Source organism: Chitinophaga sp. G7 BAM 1005, assembly GCF_057126945.1.
The window spans coordinates 6,986,854-7,004,444 of the sequence record NZ_CP181478.1; the positions used below are offsets into that span (position 1 = coordinate 6,986,854).

Genomic DNA, 17,591 nt, shown 5'->3' on the forward strand with positions numbered 1-17,591 from the left:
CCTGCAAGGGATATTTTGATGATGAATGTTAATTGTTCAATTAGTGACCTACTTTCTGACCCTGTACTTTGTCTGATTTCAACGCGGCCTTGTATTCTTTCGGGAATACTTTCACAAAATGACGCAGTTGGTTTTCCCAGTCTTTCAGGATAAACTTCGCCACAGTGCTGTTCGTGTAGGCATGATGTTTAGTGATCAGGTCCTGCAGCAGTGCTACATCTGACGGATCCAGCGGATCCAGGTCGATCATATCCCTGTTGCAATAGTTGGCGAAAGTGCCTTTTACATCGTATACATAAGCGATACCGCCGCTCATACCTGCTCCGAAGTTACGGCCGGTTTCACCCAGTATTACCGCTTTACCACCGGTCATGTATTCACATCCGTGATCACCTACTCCTTCTACTACTACCGTAGCGCCGGAGTTACGTACACAAAAGCGTTCGCCTGCCTTACCGCGGATGAAAGCTTCGCCGGAAGTAGCTCCGTAGAAGCAAACGTTACCTGCGATAATATTTTCTTCCGCCTTGAATCCTGCTTCTCCGTGTGGATAGAGGATCAGTTTGGAACCAGACAAACCTTTACCGAAGTAGTCATTGGCTTCTCCTTCCAGTTCCAGCGTTAAACCTTTAGTGGTAAAGGCGCCGAAGCTCTGGCCTGCAGATCCGATAAATTTGAAGTGCAGGGTGTCTTCCGGTAATCCTTCGCTCTTGTAGCGTTTGGATATTTCGTTAGACAGGATGGTACCGATGGTACGGTCTGTATTTTTTACAGGGAACTGCTGATATACCCTGGCTTTCTTTTCCAGTGCAGGCTGCGCAGCCTTCAGCAGTTGCCAGTCGATTACCTCGCTGATGCCGTGATCTTGTTCTTCCTGTTTGTACAGGCCGGTTTCGGCAGAAGCTTCTTCTTTATATAAGATCGGTGACAGATCCAGTTTTTGTGTTTTCCAGTTGGTGATGTTATCACGCATCTGGAGGCATTCTACCTGACCCACCATTTCATTGATGGTACGGAAGCCCAGATCAGCCATGATTTCGCGGAGTTCTTCCACGAGATAGGTGAACAGGTTTACCACATGTTGCGGATCGCCGGTGAAGCGTTTGCGCAGTTCAGGGTCCTGGGTAGCCACACCAACAGGACAGGTGTTTACATGGCATTTACGCATCATGATACAACCTTCTACCACGAGGGCAGCGGTGGCAACACCCCATTCTTCAGCACCCAATAAGGTAGCAATCGCGATGTCGCGGCCGGTTTTCAGCTGACCATCTGTTTGCAGTACTACCCTGCTGCGGAGCTTATTTTTTACGAGGGTCTGGTGTGATTCAGCCAAACCAAGCTCCCACGGCAAGCCTGCGTGTTTGATAGAGCTTTCCGGAGAGGCGCCGGTACCGCCATCGAAACCTGAAACCAGTACCACATCGGCGTGTGCTTTTGCAACACCGGCTGCGATAGTGCCAACACCAGCCTTAGATACCAGCTTCACGCTGATACGGGCGGCACGGTTAGCATTTTTCAGGTCATAGATCAGCTGTGCCAGATCCTCAATAGAATAAATATCGTGGTGAGGAGGCGGAGAAATGAGACCCACACCCGGTGTGGAGTGTCTTACTTTTGCGATCCAATCATCCACTTTATGGCCGGGCAACTGTCCGCCTTCGCCGGGTTTTGCACCCTGCGCCATTTTAATCTGTAATTCGTCGGCGTTGGTCAGATAGTAGCTGGTAACCCCGAAACGGGCGCTGGCAACCTGTTTGATGGCGGAACGCATAGAGTCGCCGTTTTCCAGCAGCTCATAACGCAGCTCATCTTCCCCTCCCTCACCGGTATTGCTTTTTGCACCGATGCGGTTCATGGCAATGGCCAGTGTGGAGTGTGCTTCGTGGGAAATAGATCCGAAGCTCATGGCGCCGGTAGCGAAACGCTTGAAGATGCTGGAAGCAGGTTCTACTTCATCAATGGAAATAGATGGGCGATTCTTTTTAAACGTAAACAGACTACGTAAAGTGGCTGCTTTTTCGCTTTGATCGTTTACTGCCTTTGAATACTTTTTGAAAGCAGCATAGTCGCCCATACGGGTAGCCAGTTGCAGATAGTGAATAGTAGTGGGGTTAAAGAGATGGAATTCTCCTTTACGTTTCCACTGATATACACCACCTTCTGTTAAACGCTGAACCGGAGTTTCTTTACGACCGTATCCCATCCAGTGTTTAGCGAGTGTTTCACGGGCAATTTCATCGAGGCCCAATCCCTGTATACGGGAAACGGCGCCGGTGAAATATTTATCAACAGTTGCCTGGTTGATACCCAATATTTCAAAGATCTGTGCTCCCTGGTAAGATTGCAGGGTAGAGATGCCCATCTTGGAAAATACTTTCAGAAGGCCATCACAGATTGCTTTAATATAATTTTTCTTCAGTTTATCTACGTCGAGAGCGGTGTCCAGTTTGCCATTCAGCTTCATATCGCGGATAGTGCTGAGTGCCAGGTAGGGGTTGATGGCGGTTACGCCAAAGCCCAGCAGGCAGGCAAAGTGGTGTACTTCCCAAACATCACCGGCTTCCACGATTAGTCCTACCTGACCACGGTAACCCTTGCGGATCAGGTGGTGGTGAACTGCAGATGCTGCCAGGATAGAAGGAATAGCGGCGTGTTCTGAGTCGATGGCACGATCAGAAAGGATGATCACTTCAAAACCATCTTCCACTGCATCTACCGCGTAGCGGCATAAGCGGGCCAATCCTTTTTCCAGGGAGCCGGGTTTACCGTCTGCCTTGAAATAAGTATGTAATGTTTTGGCCTGGAATAAGCCGGTGTCGATACTGCGGATCTTTTCCAGTTCGTGGTTGTTGAGAATCGGGTGCCGCAACGCCAATCCGTGGCAGTGCAGCGGATCTTCATCCAGCAGGTTGCCGTTGTTGCCTACAAAAGTAGCCAGCGACATCACCAGTCTTTCCCTGATGGGATCAATCGGCGGGTTGGTTACCTGTGCAAACAATTGTTTGAAATAGTTGCAAAGATGTTGTGGCTGATTGCTCAGTACGGCCAGCGGGGTATCTGTACCCATAGAGCCAACAGGTTCCTTGCCGTCAATTGCCATCGGGGCAATGATGTGGTCCAGGTCTTCTGTGCTGTAACCGAATGCGCGCTGGTATTTAAAGATCTGGTCGTGTTCCAGGTGAGTAAAGGTTACTCTTGGTTCCGGCAGTTCTTCGAGGCGGATTTTGTATTTATTCAGCCATTCGCCATAAGGTTGCTGGGAGCAGATCTGTTGTTTCAGCTCTTCATCACCTATGATACGGCCCTGGTCCATGTCTACGATAAACATTTTACCAGGTTGCAGGCGGCCTTTCTCTTTAATATTCTTTGGATCGATGGGTAACACACCGGCTTCAGAAGCCATGATTACGCGATCATCTTTCGTTACTACGAAGCGGCTTGGACGTAAACCATTACGATCCAGGGTAGCGCCAATGATTTTACCATCGGTGAAAGAAATGGAAGCAGGACCATCCCACGGCTCCATTAGGGAGGCATGATATTCATAGAACGCTTTCTTTTCTTCGCCCATGTCTTCGTTGCCATCCCATGCTTCCGGTACCAGCATCATCATTACATGTGGCAGGGAGCGGCCTGTCATGGTGAGCAGTTCAATCACGTTATCCAGGCTGGCGGAGTCGGACTGGCCTTCTTCCACAATGGGAAGCAGCATTTCCATCTCTTCTTTGCTGAAGTATTTGGAAATAAAGTCCCTTTCGCCGGCACGCAGCCAGTTAAGGTTACCTTTCAGTGTATTGATTTCACCGTTGTGGGCGATGTACCGGTAAGGGTGAGCCAATCTCCAGCTGGGGAACGTATTGGTAGCAAATCTGGAGTGGATGAGGGCAAAGGCAGACACCATTTTCTCATCGCTCAGGTCTGTATAATAGTGACGCACCTGGTAGGTGGTCAGCTGACCTTTGTATACAATTGTTTTATAAGAGAGGGACGCAATGTAAAACAGCGATTTCTCTTTTGGAACGGTATTGCGAACAGTTTTGGAAACGTAGTTGCGGAGCACAAAGAGTTTGCGCTCAAAAATTTCCGGATCGCTGATATGATAAGGACAGGCGATAAATACCTGTTCAATTTCCGGTTCTACAGAAAGGGCAGATTCACCAATGCCATCCGGGCGTACCGGTACTTTACGATAGCCAAGAATTTCCAGCCCCAGGTTCTCTGCACTGCGTTGAAATATCTCGCGGCATTCTTCCCGCCAGCGTGGTTCTTTCGGAAAGAAGACCATGCCTACACCGTATTTTCCAAATTCCGGTAAGGCGATGCCCAGTTTCAGACACTCATCATACAGGAACTCGTGGGGTGTTTGAAACAGTATCCCTGCACCATCTCCCGTGTTCTGCTCACAACCGCAGGCTCCGCGGTGTTCCATGTTTTCCAGCATGGTTAAGGCATCACGTATAATATGGTGGGATTTACGACCCTTGATGTGGGCAGTAAAACCTGTTCCGCAGGCATCATGTTCAAATTCCGGACGGTATAAACCTTGCGTTTGCTTCACTTCATCCATTTGGTTTAGATTTTTTGCTTTGGCACACCCTTCCCTTCTGACTTGCGCCGCGGGTGATGGTGTACGATATAATTCGGGAACGGTTTAAAGATACTAAAGGAATGCGGTATTTTTTGTATAAACTTTTGTCAGACGGTTAAAATTTAGAAAAATATAAAAAGAGGAGGTTAATTGTTAGAATTTTTGAAAAAATGACTGCCTCCTCAGGACAAATTGACCCCCTTTTAAGGCTCAGGCCGACAGGTTTAAAGGCGCCCCTGATTATAACACTTTTATGCGAGGTGCTTTTTCTGCCGCCTTGTATTATATTTGAATGATACCCTTTACCAACATGAATGCCTATACCAATTTTATGCTCCAGAAGCTATTCATAAGTGCGTTTTTAGTGTCTGCCGGGTTTCTGCTGCCGGCTCACGCACAGGACACAGCCGACGCACCGGCTGCTATCTCACAAAAAAAAGTAAGCCTGGGTAAAGCCTCCCCCTTTACAGATAGCCTGCAGGATATGAAAAAAGACAAACAGCCATCATTGGCGGGGCTTTAATTGGAGGGGTTGCCGGCGGGTTGATGGGGTTCACTATAGCCCTGTAACATACAGACGCCTTTCCGGAACTAAAACTTCCCGCAGAGGCACCCGCGATAAATATGGAAACAGGCGCACTGATTTTTTAATGCGCCTGTTTCCCGCAGCTATGGCTCAAAAAGGAATTGCACTTTGCCATTTGCCTGCCGCATACGCAGTGGTTCACTGATATGACTTTCATTCTGCAGTCTGTCGAGTGCCGTCACTATATAGGTATACAGCTTTCCTTTCACATAAGTGAGGTCCTTAAATTCGGGATCGGAAGACTGCGACAGGATGCTGATGATTTTCGTAGGGTCGCCGACGTTAATCGCTTCGTTTTGCTCAAACCGGTACAATACATATTGTTTGGTATGGCCGCTGGTGTCATCATCTGCCCAGTGTATTTCCAATCCTCCCGGCCGTTCAAAGGCGTCAATAAAGTAAGGCGCTTCCGGTGTTTCCTTTGGCAGCCACGACATGATTGGCCGTAGCGCCGGGTATTTATAAACGCGGGTGCGCAACGCATCTTCAATACCCAGCGGGTTGCCGCGGAAAGAGGCGGCACTGTAAAAAATACTACCCTGGATGGTGTTCAGCGTTCTTGCCTCTGCTATTTGAGCCGGTAACTCATTAGGGTTTTTCCACGCAGCATTACTGCCAATACGGTATACACCGTGACCAATATACACCTGGCGGCCATAGCCATGCTGGCTCCACCAGTTCAGTAATATTTCGTAGTCGGCCAGCCGGTGTCCGCGCTCCCAATAGATCTGCGGCGCTACATAATCGATCCAGCCGTTTTTGAGCCACTTCAGGATATCGGCAAAGAGATCGTCGTAGTTGGTTTGACCGCCCTTTGTATAAGATCCCTCCTGGTCCTTGTCCTTATTACGCCAAACGCCAAAAGGACTGACACCAAATTTAACCCAGGGCTTTTCTGCTTTGATGGCTACGCTCAGCATTTTTATGATGGCATCTGTATTGGTACGGCGCCAGTCGTCTTTCATCATATTATTGCCATACAGGCGGTAGGAGCTGTTATCCGGGAATTCTTTTCCGGGAACGCGGTAAGGATAGAAATAATCATCGAAATGTACGGCATCAATATCGTAGCGTTTCACCACATCGCGGATAACCATCGTTACATATTCGCGCACTTCCGGAATGCCCGGATCAAAATATTTTTTATTGTCGTAGGTAACAAACCATTGTGGTTTCAGGCGGGTGATGTGATTGGCGGCTACGCTGCTGCGGCTTGTATTGAATACGGCTCTGTAGGGATTAAACCAGGCATGAAATTCCATACCGCGTTTATGTGTTTCTTCTACCATGAACTGTAACGGATCATAGTAAGGATTTGGCGCCTGCCCCTGTACGCCGGTGAGGTATTCGGACCAGGGTTCATATGGGGAAGGATAAAAGGCGTCGGTAGCCGGGCGAACCTGCACCACTACCGCATTCATACCATTTCGCTGTTGCTGGTCGAGTATGGCAATAAACTCTTGTTTTTGCTGTTCTGTACTTAACCCGCGCCGCGATGGCCAGTCAATATTTTCTACAGTGGCGATCCATACCGCTCTCAGTTCGCGTTTGGGGGGCAATTGCGCCCATGCCTGCTGCATTCCAATAATCAATAGTATTGCGCCTGCTATAAATTGCTTCAACATCAGCCTGACTTTTTAACCGTAAGATGCGAAAATAGCAAAAAGCAAGGCTGATCCGATACAAATATGTGATTCTTATGAAGATAGGGGAAACTAATCTTTTTCCATCTTCAACTTCGTGGCAGGTGCCTGGTAATCTTCGGGTAAATATTCTGCAGGGACTGTGGTCATATTTCCATCACGGTGGGCAATAAAATGCGGCGACATAATTTCAATGCCTGCAGCATTAAACTCGTCGATAATATGCCGGTGGAGATCAGAGTAGATGACCGCCATTTTATGGGAATGATCGGTGTACACATTGATTTCGTATGCGATGGCAAAATCATCCAGGCTGGTTTGTAAAACAAAAGGAGGTTTGTCTTTCATAATGCCATCCGTATCTATGGCTGCTTTGATCAGCATTTCATGTACTTTTTTCCAGGGCACTTCATACCCGATTGTAACAGTAGTATGTAAGATGAGGCCGAGGTCTTTACTGGACGTGGTGAAGTTAATGGTATGGCCACTTAATATACTGGCGTTGGGTACCGTAATTTCCTCGTTCTTAATTGTGCGCAGCCTGGTTACCAGCAGGTTCTTTTCTATCACATCTCCCGTAATTTCCCCGATTTTCACCCGGTCACCGATCTTAAACGGGCGCATATAGGTAATAACAAAACCCGCTATCACATTGGAAATGGCGGAAGAAGAACCTAATGAAAACAGGATGCCGAGGAAAACTGAAACGCCCTGGAATATTTTTGAATCCGATCCGGGTAAATAGGGAAATATTACCACGAACATAAAGGCATATAGCAGGAATTTGATACCGCTTCCGGTAGGTCTTGCCCAATCGGCATAAAAGCCTTTGATGGAGAGGTTGCCGGTTGCTACTTCTTCGGCGAGGTAATTCACGAGTTTTACGAGGTACCGCGTTATAAAATAGATCACGATGATCGTGAGTAATTTTGGAAGATAGTGTAAGAAGCTTAACAGGATGGATTTTATGGGAGCTAATGTCCAGCTGATCAGCTTATCGGCGATCCCTTTTGTCCAGGGAAAGATACTGAATACAAAGGGAAGGGCTATATAAAAGACAAGGAGAATCGCTACGATCCTTATTACGCGCAATGCGCTAAAAACGATACCTATCTGCTTTTGCTGGTTCAGCAGCGCATAGTCTTTTACTTTTACGCCTTTAAAGTAGCGGTCTTTTTCCCGGACAATCCTTTTGCGCAGGCGTTTGAACAAGCGGTTGATGCCGTATACGATAATAGAAAAAACAACGATGATAAGCAGTAGCCAGCCTATCCTGGTAAGGACATTCTGCAGGCTGCTGTCTTCCTTTTCCTGTAGTATCGCTTTGCGTACAGCGGCAGCATATTGTTGCGCTACCTGTGCTTTGTCGTGGTCCAGCCAAAGGGCATCGTCGTCGGTTACGCTTAACAACACCAGTTCATCATAGATAACGTCTATATTGTTTTCGTTTGATATAACCTTAATGGAGTCGGGCACAAAAAAGGGATCATCGGCCAGCTGCGCCAGTTTGTGGTTAATGTTCGCTGCCCGGTCGCTGGGATGCAGTGGTCCCAGTTTATTATAAATATAGAAGAGGGTGTCGCGGCGGAAGGGTACCACCGGAATGCCTTTGTTGGTGGCTTTCAATTGAATAATGCGCTGCCTGGCGGCTGCCTTTTTCAATGAATCGGCCTGTTCAAAAGCGGAGAGTTTCTGTTGCAGTTCTTTCTTGCGGTTATCGTTGTCGTTAGTGATCAGCAGCAGTTGTTGCTGCAGTTGTTTTTTTTGTTCGTTATCCGCTTTCTGGAGGGAATCGCTTTCCCGGAGCAGGCGGGTGGTCAGGATCAGTTGTGAATCGGTGAGAGAGTCGCGGGAGGCTTTGCTGCTATCGTTTTGCGCATTGCATAGCAAAGCCCAACCAGTCAGTATGGTAGTAAAGTAAAGGGTAAAAACAATTTTCATTCCCGAAGCTTTTGTTTAAAGTACGGAAAATTCGGGTAGCAGCAGGGGGCTATATCTTCCTTTTTGTATACTGGCTGTAATCCGGCAGACTGGCTTCGTACTCCTGGTGCATCAGGGGAGATGTAAGGAGGAAGTCGGCAGACGCGCGGTTGCTGGCCATCGGAATATTCCACACCACGCCTAAACGCAGCAGGGCTTTGATATCCGGGTCATGCGGCAACGCTTCCATAGGGTCCCAGAAGAAAATGATTACGTCAAGTTCCCCGGTGGCCACCAGGGCGCCAATTTGCTGATCGCCGCCCAGGGGGCCACTCAGGAGTTTTCTTACAGATACATCCAGCGCCTGTTCTATCAGCAGGCCGGTGGTTCCGGTTGCATATAGTTCATGCCGGCTCAGTACCGTTTTATTATAGATGGCCCATTCAATTAACTCCGCCTTTTTATGGTCGTGCGCAATAAGGGCAATTCTTTTGCGGGCTTTTAAAACTTTTGATGTTTGCATATATGATCACAAAAGTAATAAGTGACACGCAATAATTAAATCTGATGTTTAGTGTTTGTCGTTGTTGTCCAGAACGGCCAGGTCCCGGTCAAAAATATAAAGGCCGCCCTTGTCCTCTCCTATCAGTTTTAATTTATCGAGAATATGGCGGGCCAGGCGTTCTTCTTCAATTTGTTCGGTTACATACCATTGCAGGAAATTGTGGGTGGCGTAGTCTTTTTCGCTCAGGCACATATCCACGAGGTTGTTGATTTCTTTGGAAACCAGCAGCTCATGACTAAATACGTGCTCAAAAATGGCATGTATGCTTTTGAATTTCACGGTAGGCTGTTTTAATGCCGGAACCAGGCCATGACCGCCTCTTTCGTTGATAAATTTCAGGAGCTTCAGCATGTGGGCCCTTTCCTCATCGGAATGCCGGTACAGGAACTGGGCTACGCCGTTATACCCCTGCACCTCGGCCCAGGAGGCCATCGCAAGATAATATTGGGAGGAGGCTGCTTCCATTTCTACCTGTTGGTTCAGTGCGTCATAGATTTTTGGAGAGAGTTCTTTCAATAACATAACGAAAAATTTGTATAATATGAAGAAGATCAAGGTGAGACGGGGATATCACCGGGAACTATACCGGGATTGTAAATTTCGATAGACTACATTCAGATGCATCCCGGAAATCTGCCTGAAAAATGCTACCTTTGCATAAGTAAATTAGGATAAAATGATTAAAACAGGAAATCCAATCATCAGCATATATACGGAGATGACGCCAAACCCGGAAACGATGAAGTTTGTGGCAAACAAGCTTCTCTACCCAGGCAAGAGCATTGATTTCCCGGATGAAGCCAGTGCCAAACCGTCTCCTCTAGCCATAGAGCTGTTTAGCTTCCCTTTCATCAGGGGCGTATTTATTATGGCTAACTTTATTACGCTTACCAAAACCAGCGAAACTGACTGGAACGATATAATTCCTACTGTTAAGGCCTTCCTGAAAGAATACCTGGAAGACTCCCGCCCTGTTATCAACGAAGATGAGGTTATTATCACCAAATCTACTGCGAGCAATGAAGTGAGTGCAGACGATACAGATGTGGTAAAACGAATTAAGGAATTACTTGAAAACTATGTGAAACCTGCGGTTGAAATGGATGGCGGCGCCATTCAGTTCAAAGACTATGAAAATGGTACGGTTACACTGATGTTGCAGGGTTCCTGCTCAGGCTGCCCCTCCTCCATGATCACGCTGAAAGCCGGTATTGAAGGCATGATGAAACGTATGATCCCTGAAGTGAAGGAAGTTGTGGCAGAAGCAGAATAAGCCATAGTTGAGTGAATGATAGTGTTAAACGAAAGCACAGTCTTTATGGCTGTGCTTTTTTTTGGCGTTTAACCGTGTAATAAATGCCAACCACTCCCTGACAACACAAAGCAAACAGCTACAATGAGAAGATTACTACTGATCGTTACCGGCATGGCTCTCGCCCTGCAACCGGTACAGGCGCAAAGAAAAAAGAATGTGGACAGCGCCTCGGCCGTTATTACCTATGGATTTAGCAGCAACGGGAAAGCCATCCCCGGCAACGAATTGCAACTGATGATTGACCATCACCGGGCACACATCGTTCCCGGCGGCAACAAACAAAAAGAACAGCAGTTCCTGGATTTGCAGGAACAAGCCACCCTGCAGGTGTTAAGTCTTCCCAACGGAGAAGTATATACGCTGAAAAAAAATTGCTCTGAATATACCACTCCGGAGCTACTGCCGGATACGGCCACCATCCTCGGATATGTATGTAAAAAAGCAAGGTTCTTTATCCGCTCCAATACTATAGAAGTATGGTATACCAACGATCTCCCGCTGAAAGGGACTCCTAATCTTACTCTCGCGCCCGGCCTGGGCCTGGTGCTTAAAACGGTACGCAATGGCAATAGTGAAACAGTTGCAAAGAAAATTACCTGGCGTAAAATTACAGATGCAGAACTGGCCTGGCCGTCCAATACCGGCGCACTGGTAAACGATGCTGCGTATACACGGCAGGTAATAGACAGCCGCTATACTACCCTGCCGGTATTTAACCAGGAACAGATCAGCTGGGGCAACAACGCGCCTAACCCTTCGGGGGAGCAACTGAATCAAACCTATCATTTTGCAGGAGGCACCGTGATCCTTAAAAAGGTAAGCTTGCCCGCTGTAAAGAAGGGCCAGACACTGTTTGCGGAACTCACGCAATACTCCAACGGGGATGCGTACGACAGAACCGGCTCCGTATTTATGATCCCGGCAGATAAAGCCACCTCTTTCCTGGATGGTTTGCAAAAGGGCGTTGGGGCGTTACCGTTATTCACTGCTAAAAACGGCAAGCAATACCAGGGTATGGTGGCCACGGATAACTATTTGCCTGCACTGGAAGTGCTGCGCTTCTTTACGCCTTTCGGCGTGCGGCAGTTTAACAACCAGGTTAAGATTGCCGGTTACAACTGGGCGGATTCCGTAATCTATAAGCAGGACATCACAGAGCTGCATGGCCGCCTCCAGGGCGATGTGTGGCTGGGGGTATATATTGGCAACTATGATAAAGGCGGCCATAAAGTAAGCCTTAGCCTTAAATATTATCCAGGTGATCCGGAAGAGGAGAACCGTCTGGCAGCCAACTGGATTTACCCGGTTTTCAATACCACCAACCTGATGGAAATGGCCGGGCAGGAATATGCTACCCTCTTTGACAAAGACTCTCTGAAGGTAACCGTTACCATTCCGGAAGGGATTAAAAATATTCAGTTAAGGTTCCTGACTACCGGTCACGGTGGCTGGGGTGGAGGCGATGAGTTTAATCCTAAGCAGAATGAAATTTTTGTAGATGGAAAACGGGTGTATCATTTTATTCCGTGGCGCACAGATTGCGCTACCTATCGTTTATCCAACCCTGCTTCCGGTAATTTTGGCAACGGGCTTTCTTCCTCTGACCTGAGCCGTTCCAACTGGTGTCCGGGTACGCTTACTTCGCCGGTATTCATTTCTTTACCCGATATCACTCCTGGACAGCATACCATACAGGTGGCTATTCCGCAGGGAAAGCCGGAAGGCAGCAGCCAGAGCTTCTGGAATGTATCCGGTACACTGATCGGAGAAACAAAATAATTTTTCCGGGATGTAGCTGCTGCTGCATCCCGGATGCTATAATCCGGAATTATTTATCCACTTTCGCACTATGAACGATTTATACCAGGGCATATTAGAAGGTCTTCACCAGATGACCTGGCTGGAAGCAGTAGCTGTTTTCTTTGCTGTCTTATCGGTCATCTTTCAAAAAAACAATAACATACTGGTGTATCCTACCGGCATTATAAGCACGGGTATTTATACCTATCTCCTGTCGAGGGAGCATTTCAAGCTGTATGCCGATGCCGCACTGAATGCGTATTACCTCGTGATGAGCGTATACGGCTGGATTTATTGGGCCAAAAAGGGTCCGGAGCAGCCGGCAACGCCGGTGATGCGCAGCAACAGTAAAGAGTTGACCACCGCGGTTTTCATTGCACTGGCCGGCTGGGGAATTTTCTATTTCCTGTTAAGCCGTTTTTCCGACTCCAATGTTCCGGTGATGGATGCCTTTGTATCTGCCACGGCCTGCGCAGGTATGTGGTTGCTGGCCAAACGGAAACTGGAAAACTGGATCCTGCTCAATATTTCCAACCTTGTAGCCATCCCGCTGTTGTTATACAAGCACCTGTATCTTACTGCCGGGTTAACTATCTTTTTATTTACCATTGCCATATTCGGATATCTTAGCTGGAGAAAAGAAGTGCTGCAAAGAGAAATGTCTCATAAATGAAGAAAGTAGTTGTTATAGGGCCCGAATCTACCGGGAAGAGCACCCTCAGCGAAAAGCTGGCGGCGCATTTTAATACCGTATGGACGCCGGAATATGCCCGTGAGTATATTGATCAACTCCAACGGCCATACGAAGAATCCGATCTGCTGGAAATTGCCGCCGGCCAGATGGCGCTGGAGCAACATATGGCCCGGCAGGCCAGCAATGTGCTGATCTGCGATACGGATCTGTACGTGATTAAAGTGTGGAGCGAACATAAATACGACCGTTGCGATCCGCGGATCTTACAGCAAATTGCCCGCCAGCAGTGCGATCTGTATCTGCTCACCTATATTGATCTGCCGTGGGAAGAAGATCCGCAGCGGGAATATCCCGACCCGGAAATGCGCCATTATTTTTATGATATTTACCGGGAAATAGTAACTAATTCCGGCGCTGAATGGAAAGATATCAGGGGCGGTTATGAAGAGCGCGAAGCCCTGGCGATAGCTGCAGTGCAGGAGTTGCTGAGCAGACCCTGATTATTTTCTGCCGGTAACCAACTCCATGATATCCGGATCCGGCGCCAGGTTACGCATTTGTACCAGTATTTTACGCTGCCGGTAAGCCGTGAGCCGCGCAGGCGGATTGATGGTATACTTAAGCGGGTTGGGTAAACAGGCGGCAATCATGGCGGCCTCCTCCCTGTTCAGGCTGGCGGCGCTTTTTTGATAATTTGCCTGGGCCGCGGCTTCCACCCCAAACACGCCCTCCCCCATTTCTGCCACGTTCAGGTATACTTCCAGGATACGCTGCTTGCCCCATATTTTTTCAATCATGAAAGTGAAATATACTTCCAGCCCTTTGCGGAGCCAGCTGCGTCCCTGCCAGAGGAAAACATTTTTAGCTACCTGCTGACTGATCGTACTTGCGCCCTTTATTTTTTTGCTTTGCTGGTTATGCTTCATCGCTTTCTCGATGGACTTAAAGTCGAAACCATTATGATCCGTAAAAAGCTGGTCTTCGCTGGCTATTACAGCCAGTTTGGCGTGTTGTGATATTTCATCGTAGCTCACCCACGTTTTCTGTAATTTTTTATCTGTTCCCCAAAGGCTGAACCAGCTGGAGATTTCTGTAATGGTAATAGGCGGGTTCACCCATTTCAACAAGAGGATGTATAAAAATTGTGCAACAATTAAAACCAGTACAACTCTCTTCAATCTCCTCCACGTTCTGGGAACAATGCCTTTTAGATTCATCGCGTAGGTTTAGAAAAATCGGGACGAAAGGTAGGCTAAAAACCTGAAAGTGAAACACAATCGTTAACTTTATATATGCTATTAAACGTACATCCGGATAACCCGAATCCCCGTCATTTAAAAACGATCATTGAATGTTTAAAAGACGGAGGAATTATTATTTATCCAACCGATACGGTTTATGGTCTGGGCTGCGATATTACACAACATAAGGCCATAGAGCGTATTGCCAGGATTAAACAGATAGATCCGAAAAAAGCCAATTTTTCATTTATTTGCTACGACCTGAGTCATTTGTCCGACTACGCGAAGAGTGTGGATACGCCGGTATTCCGTATGCTGAAAAAGGCATTGCCGGGCCCGTATACCTTTATTTTGCCAGCCAGCAGGATGGTGCCCAAGTTATTGAAAACGAAAAAGGATACTGTGGGTATCAGGGTGCCGGACAATAATATTTGCCGCACCATTGTAAAAGAACTCGGGAATCCTATTATGAGCACCACGCTGCCGATAGAAGATTATGTGGAAGAATACACGGACCCGGAGATCATTTATGAGAAGTTTGGCAACCAGGTAGATATTGTAATAGACGGTGGCCCCGGCGGCATGGGTTTTTCTACCGTGGTGGATTGTACCGGTGCAGAGCCGGTGTTGATCCGCGAGGGCATTGGCAGTTTTGAAGAAATATCCTGATCATATGCAAAAGCGGTGGTGGATAAGTGTGGTTTGTTTATTCCCCGGCATGATGGCCGGGGCGCAAACGGTTATGTTGAAACCGGTAGCGCCGGTGTCGTTGGTAACGGTGAAGCCATTGCCTTTTATGTTGCATGATACTGCTGGCTTCAGGTTAAAACCGGCTATATTATTTTCCTCTTCCACTCGAAAATTCTCTGCTCCGGTTCCTGTAGCCGCACCGGTTTACCGCCTTGCAGCCGATGCTTATTACCAGCAGCACTTTGGCTTTTTTTGTAAGAAAGAATGGATTTGGCAAAAACAAACAGGCCTCCCCCTCAAGTTCCGTTTAGGAAGTTATTCCTATGCCCAGCAACAGGAAGGAAAACGTTGATCTCTTTTGCTGTATTTATTTTGGAAGATAATAATTGACGAAGTCAATGATAATTAGTTGATCAAAGCAAATATATTTTAAAAAGATAAATATGATTAACAGGGTAAAAAGGATGCATTAAACGCCGAAAATTTTGACCTGGAAAACGCCGGTGAGTTGTCCGGAGGTTGAAAGAACCATATAAATGATTAAGGGAGATATAAGCGGATATTCGCTTTTTATCTTCCTTAATCATTTAAAAAAATCCCTGAAAGCAAAATGAAATCAGTATAATCAGTGTAATCCTGCTCCAAGACAATTTACAATCGCCGGAGGCGATCATCCTTATTTAATCCCCAGTTTCTTTGCGATATCTGCGGGTAATGCTTTTTTGTTTACCATGTAGCAGGTGGTTTTATATGCGAAGTAAGGCTCAGAAGCGTAGAAATATCCCTGGCCAGGATTGTCGGTGCCCCAGGAGTTTTTCACGCGGAAGTATTTGTTACCGTTCTGATCTTTCACCAGTCCTACGATGTGCATACCGTGATCATCCTGTGTTTCGAAGTTATCGAAAGCCTGTTGGCGAACCTCAGGTGTGATTGTTTTTTCTTTACCTGGTTCAAGGAAAGCATTTTTTCTTTCTTCAGCAGACATATCAGCCCAGTCTTTTTCAGGAACAATGGCGAGTCCGTCTTTAAAATTGAATCCTTTTTCGCTTACATCAGCAGCCCATGCAATGGAATAACCATTCAGGATGGCATTTTCAGCGATGCCGGTAAAGTCATTCAGGTTTACGTTATATACTTTTTCCCAGTTCCAGTTATCCGGAACTTCCAGTACAAACTGTGAATTGTACGGGTGGTGGGTGAAGGAAGAAATCAGTACGTAATCATCGGCATTCAGGCCCAGCTCTTTTGCAAAGGTCTGTGGCGTGTAGGTTTTACCGTTATACTGGAATTTTTCCGGAGCGTCGCCCATATAGGCATTGAGCACACCATCAAAAGCTTTTGACCAGTCGGGGTTGATGGTGCCGGGTGTGTTACCTATTTTATTTACCATACCTTCCAGGAGGCTTTCCATTTCAGCATGGTTGTACATTTTACCTTTATTGCCATCGTATGCGCCCTGTGGAACCAGGCCGTATTCACGGAGGCAGAGCAGGTCATCCGGGAAACCGCCACCTTCGCCAAAGTTGGCTTTTCCATGCATACGTACATAGTTAGCGGCTTTCAATGGATACATTTTGCGTACCACGTACATTTCACTGAGGTTCAGTCCTTTATTTTTACCGGTACGGAGTATTTCTGATTCAAAGAAAGACAGGCCGGAAAAAGACCAGCAGGTGCCGGTACGTCCCTGGTTCTGTACATCTCCTGCATCCAGGTTCTTTAAAACGGTAAACTGATAGCGGCTTCCCTCTGCGTTGGTACTGTTTTGTGCATACGCGCCTATGCTGTAAAGCATGGCTGCACACATGATCCATTTCTTCATGAGTATATCAATGATTGGTTTAAAAACAAGGACCAAAAATAAGGGAAAGCGGGTATTTGACAGATGAAAAGATGGATGAACGGGGCTTGCTACAGCTACTTTTAATGATTGTTCACGTGAATTACGTTTATTTCTCCTGGTAATGATTACGGGTAATTTCCCATTCCCAGAGATCTTCTCCTTCTTTATTTTTAAATGTACCGACAAATCGCATCCCCGCTTTTTGTAATATTTTAACGGAGGCGTTGTACTCTTCTTCGGTGTGGGCAATCACCCGGTGAACGTAAGAATGTCCGAAGGCAAAGCGGATAAGCCCTTTGGCCATTTCGGTGCCCAGTCCTTTTTCCCGGTAGGCGGCTGTTATTTCATACCCCATTTCCACGAGCCCGTCTTCATTGGGCTTGCCTTTAAAGCCGCCGGCGCCAATTAACCGCCTGTCGGCGCGGTGAATCACCAGGTAAAAGAACCAACCAAGCATGGCGGGGTCGTTGCGTAGCTTATCATATGCTACCAGGACCATTTCGGGATACTCCGTCCAACCTTCCGGGATAGAAATGCCAAGCAGGTCGGCCAGGTGATCGTTGCCCTGTAATAGCAATTCGAAATGCTCCAGTGAGCACGGCAACAATTGTAGTCGAGGTGTTTGGATCATATTTGAAAACTAGTAAACTGTTTTGGGAAATACAATAGCAGCTTTTTGCATTTAATTCATTAGCTTTTAGCA

General features: G+C 47.1%; 15 protein-coding genes. 7 read left to right on the forward strand and 8 right to left on the reverse strand.

What is annotated here, in order from left to right; all coding sequences use genetic code 11:
- Positions 1 to 40 precede the first annotated feature (40 nt).
- Positions 41 to 4,570 carry a glutamate synthase large subunit gene (gene gltB, locus ACMXI2_RS28210; RefSeq protein WP_483779222.1) on the reverse strand — a complete coding sequence of 1,510 codons (4,530 nt, stop codon included), beginning with the start codon at positions 4,568 to 4,570 and terminating at the stop codon, positions 41 to 43.
- Positions 4,571 to 4,922: 352 nt separating this feature from the next.
- Here gltB and ACMXI2_RS28215 point away from each other — a divergent pair, with 352 nt between their 5' ends.
- On the forward strand, positions 4,923 to 5,114 hold the full coding sequence (locus ACMXI2_RS28215) for a hypothetical protein (RefSeq protein ID WP_483779223.1): 192 nt from the start codon (positions 4,923 to 4,925) through the stop codon (positions 5,112 to 5,114).
- Between the two features lie 146 nt (positions 5,115 to 5,260).
- On the opposite strand, the gene ACMXI2_RS28220 is transcribed toward ACMXI2_RS28215, so the two are convergent.
- From ACMXI2_RS28220 to ACMXI2_RS28235, 4 genes are all read right to left on the reverse strand, one after another.
- A complete protein-coding gene (locus ACMXI2_RS28220; protein ID WP_483779224.1) occupies positions 5,261 to 6,802 on the reverse strand; it encodes a glycoside hydrolase family 10-like protein in 1,542 nt (513 codons plus the stop codon).
- 90 nt (positions 6,803 to 6,892) lie between these two features.
- Positions 6,893 to 8,761, reverse strand: a complete 1,869-nt coding sequence (locus ACMXI2_RS28225; RefSeq protein ID WP_483779225.1) for a mechanosensitive ion channel domain-containing protein — start codon at positions 8,759 to 8,761, stop codon at positions 6,893 to 6,895.
- Between the two features lie 49 nt (positions 8,762 to 8,810).
- Entirely contained in the window at positions 8,811 to 9,263 is a 453-nt protein-coding gene (locus ACMXI2_RS28230; protein ID WP_079471502.1) for a methylglyoxal synthase, read from the reverse strand.
- Positions 9,264 to 9,311: 48 nt separating this feature from the next.
- Positions 9,312 to 9,827 carry a ferritin gene (locus ACMXI2_RS28235; protein ID WP_483779226.1) on the reverse strand — a complete coding sequence of 172 codons (516 nt, stop codon included), beginning with the start codon at positions 9,825 to 9,827 and terminating at the stop codon, positions 9,312 to 9,314.
- A gap of 154 nt (positions 9,828 to 9,981) precedes the next feature.
- Between ACMXI2_RS28235 and ACMXI2_RS28240 the strand changes: the two genes are divergently transcribed.
- From ACMXI2_RS28240 to ACMXI2_RS28255, 4 genes are all read left to right on the forward strand, one after another.
- A complete protein-coding gene (locus ACMXI2_RS28240) occupies positions 9,982 to 10,578 on the forward strand; it encodes a NifU family protein (protein WP_370908889.1) in 597 nt (198 codons plus the stop codon).
- Between the two features lie 123 nt (positions 10,579 to 10,701).
- On the forward strand, positions 10,702 to 12,399 hold the full coding sequence (locus ACMXI2_RS28245) for a PNGase F N-terminal domain-containing protein (protein ID WP_483779227.1): 1,698 nt from the start codon (positions 10,702 to 10,704) through the stop codon (positions 12,397 to 12,399).
- A gap of 70 nt (positions 12,400 to 12,469) precedes the next feature.
- Entirely contained in the window at positions 12,470 to 13,093 is a 624-nt protein-coding gene (pnuC, locus tag ACMXI2_RS28250) for a nicotinamide riboside transporter PnuC (RefSeq protein WP_483779228.1), read from the forward strand.
- Complete coding sequence (locus tag ACMXI2_RS28255; protein WP_483779229.1) at positions 13,090 to 13,614, forward strand: AAA family ATPase; 525 nt, start codon at positions 13,090 to 13,092, stop codon at positions 13,612 to 13,614. The genes pnuC and ACMXI2_RS28255 overlap by 4 nt, the downstream gene beginning before the upstream one ends.
- Here ACMXI2_RS28255 and mtgA read toward each other — a convergent pair whose 3' ends face one another.
- Positions 13,615 to 14,331 (reverse strand): monofunctional biosynthetic peptidoglycan transglycosylase, encoded by a 717-nt coding sequence (mtgA, locus tag ACMXI2_RS28260; RefSeq protein WP_483779230.1) that lies wholly within the window; start codon positions 14,329 to 14,331, stop codon positions 13,615 to 13,617.
- 75 nt (positions 14,332 to 14,406) lie between these two features.
- Here mtgA and ACMXI2_RS28265 point away from each other — a divergent pair, with 75 nt between their 5' ends.
- Both ACMXI2_RS28265 and ACMXI2_RS28270 read left to right on the forward strand, forming a co-directional pair.
- A complete protein-coding gene (locus ACMXI2_RS28265; protein WP_079471508.1) occupies positions 14,407 to 15,024 on the forward strand; it encodes an L-threonylcarbamoyladenylate synthase in 618 nt (205 codons plus the stop codon).
- Positions 15,025 to 15,028: 4 nt separating this feature from the next.
- A complete protein-coding gene (locus tag ACMXI2_RS28270) occupies positions 15,029 to 15,397 on the forward strand; it encodes a hypothetical protein (RefSeq protein WP_483779231.1) in 369 nt (122 codons plus the stop codon).
- Between the two features lie 324 nt (positions 15,398 to 15,721).
- Here the strand turns inward: ACMXI2_RS28270 and ACMXI2_RS28275 are convergent, their stop codons facing one another.
- Both ACMXI2_RS28275 and ACMXI2_RS28280 read right to left on the reverse strand, forming a co-directional pair.
- Entirely contained in the window at positions 15,722 to 16,867 is a 1,146-nt protein-coding gene (locus ACMXI2_RS28275) for a C1 family peptidase (RefSeq protein ID WP_483779232.1), read from the reverse strand.
- A gap of 127 nt (positions 16,868 to 16,994) precedes the next feature.
- Positions 16,995 to 17,519, reverse strand: a complete 525-nt coding sequence (locus tag ACMXI2_RS28280; protein ID WP_483779233.1) for a GNAT family N-acetyltransferase — start codon at positions 17,517 to 17,519, stop codon at positions 16,995 to 16,997.
- Positions 17,520 to 17,591 lie beyond the last annotated feature (72 nt).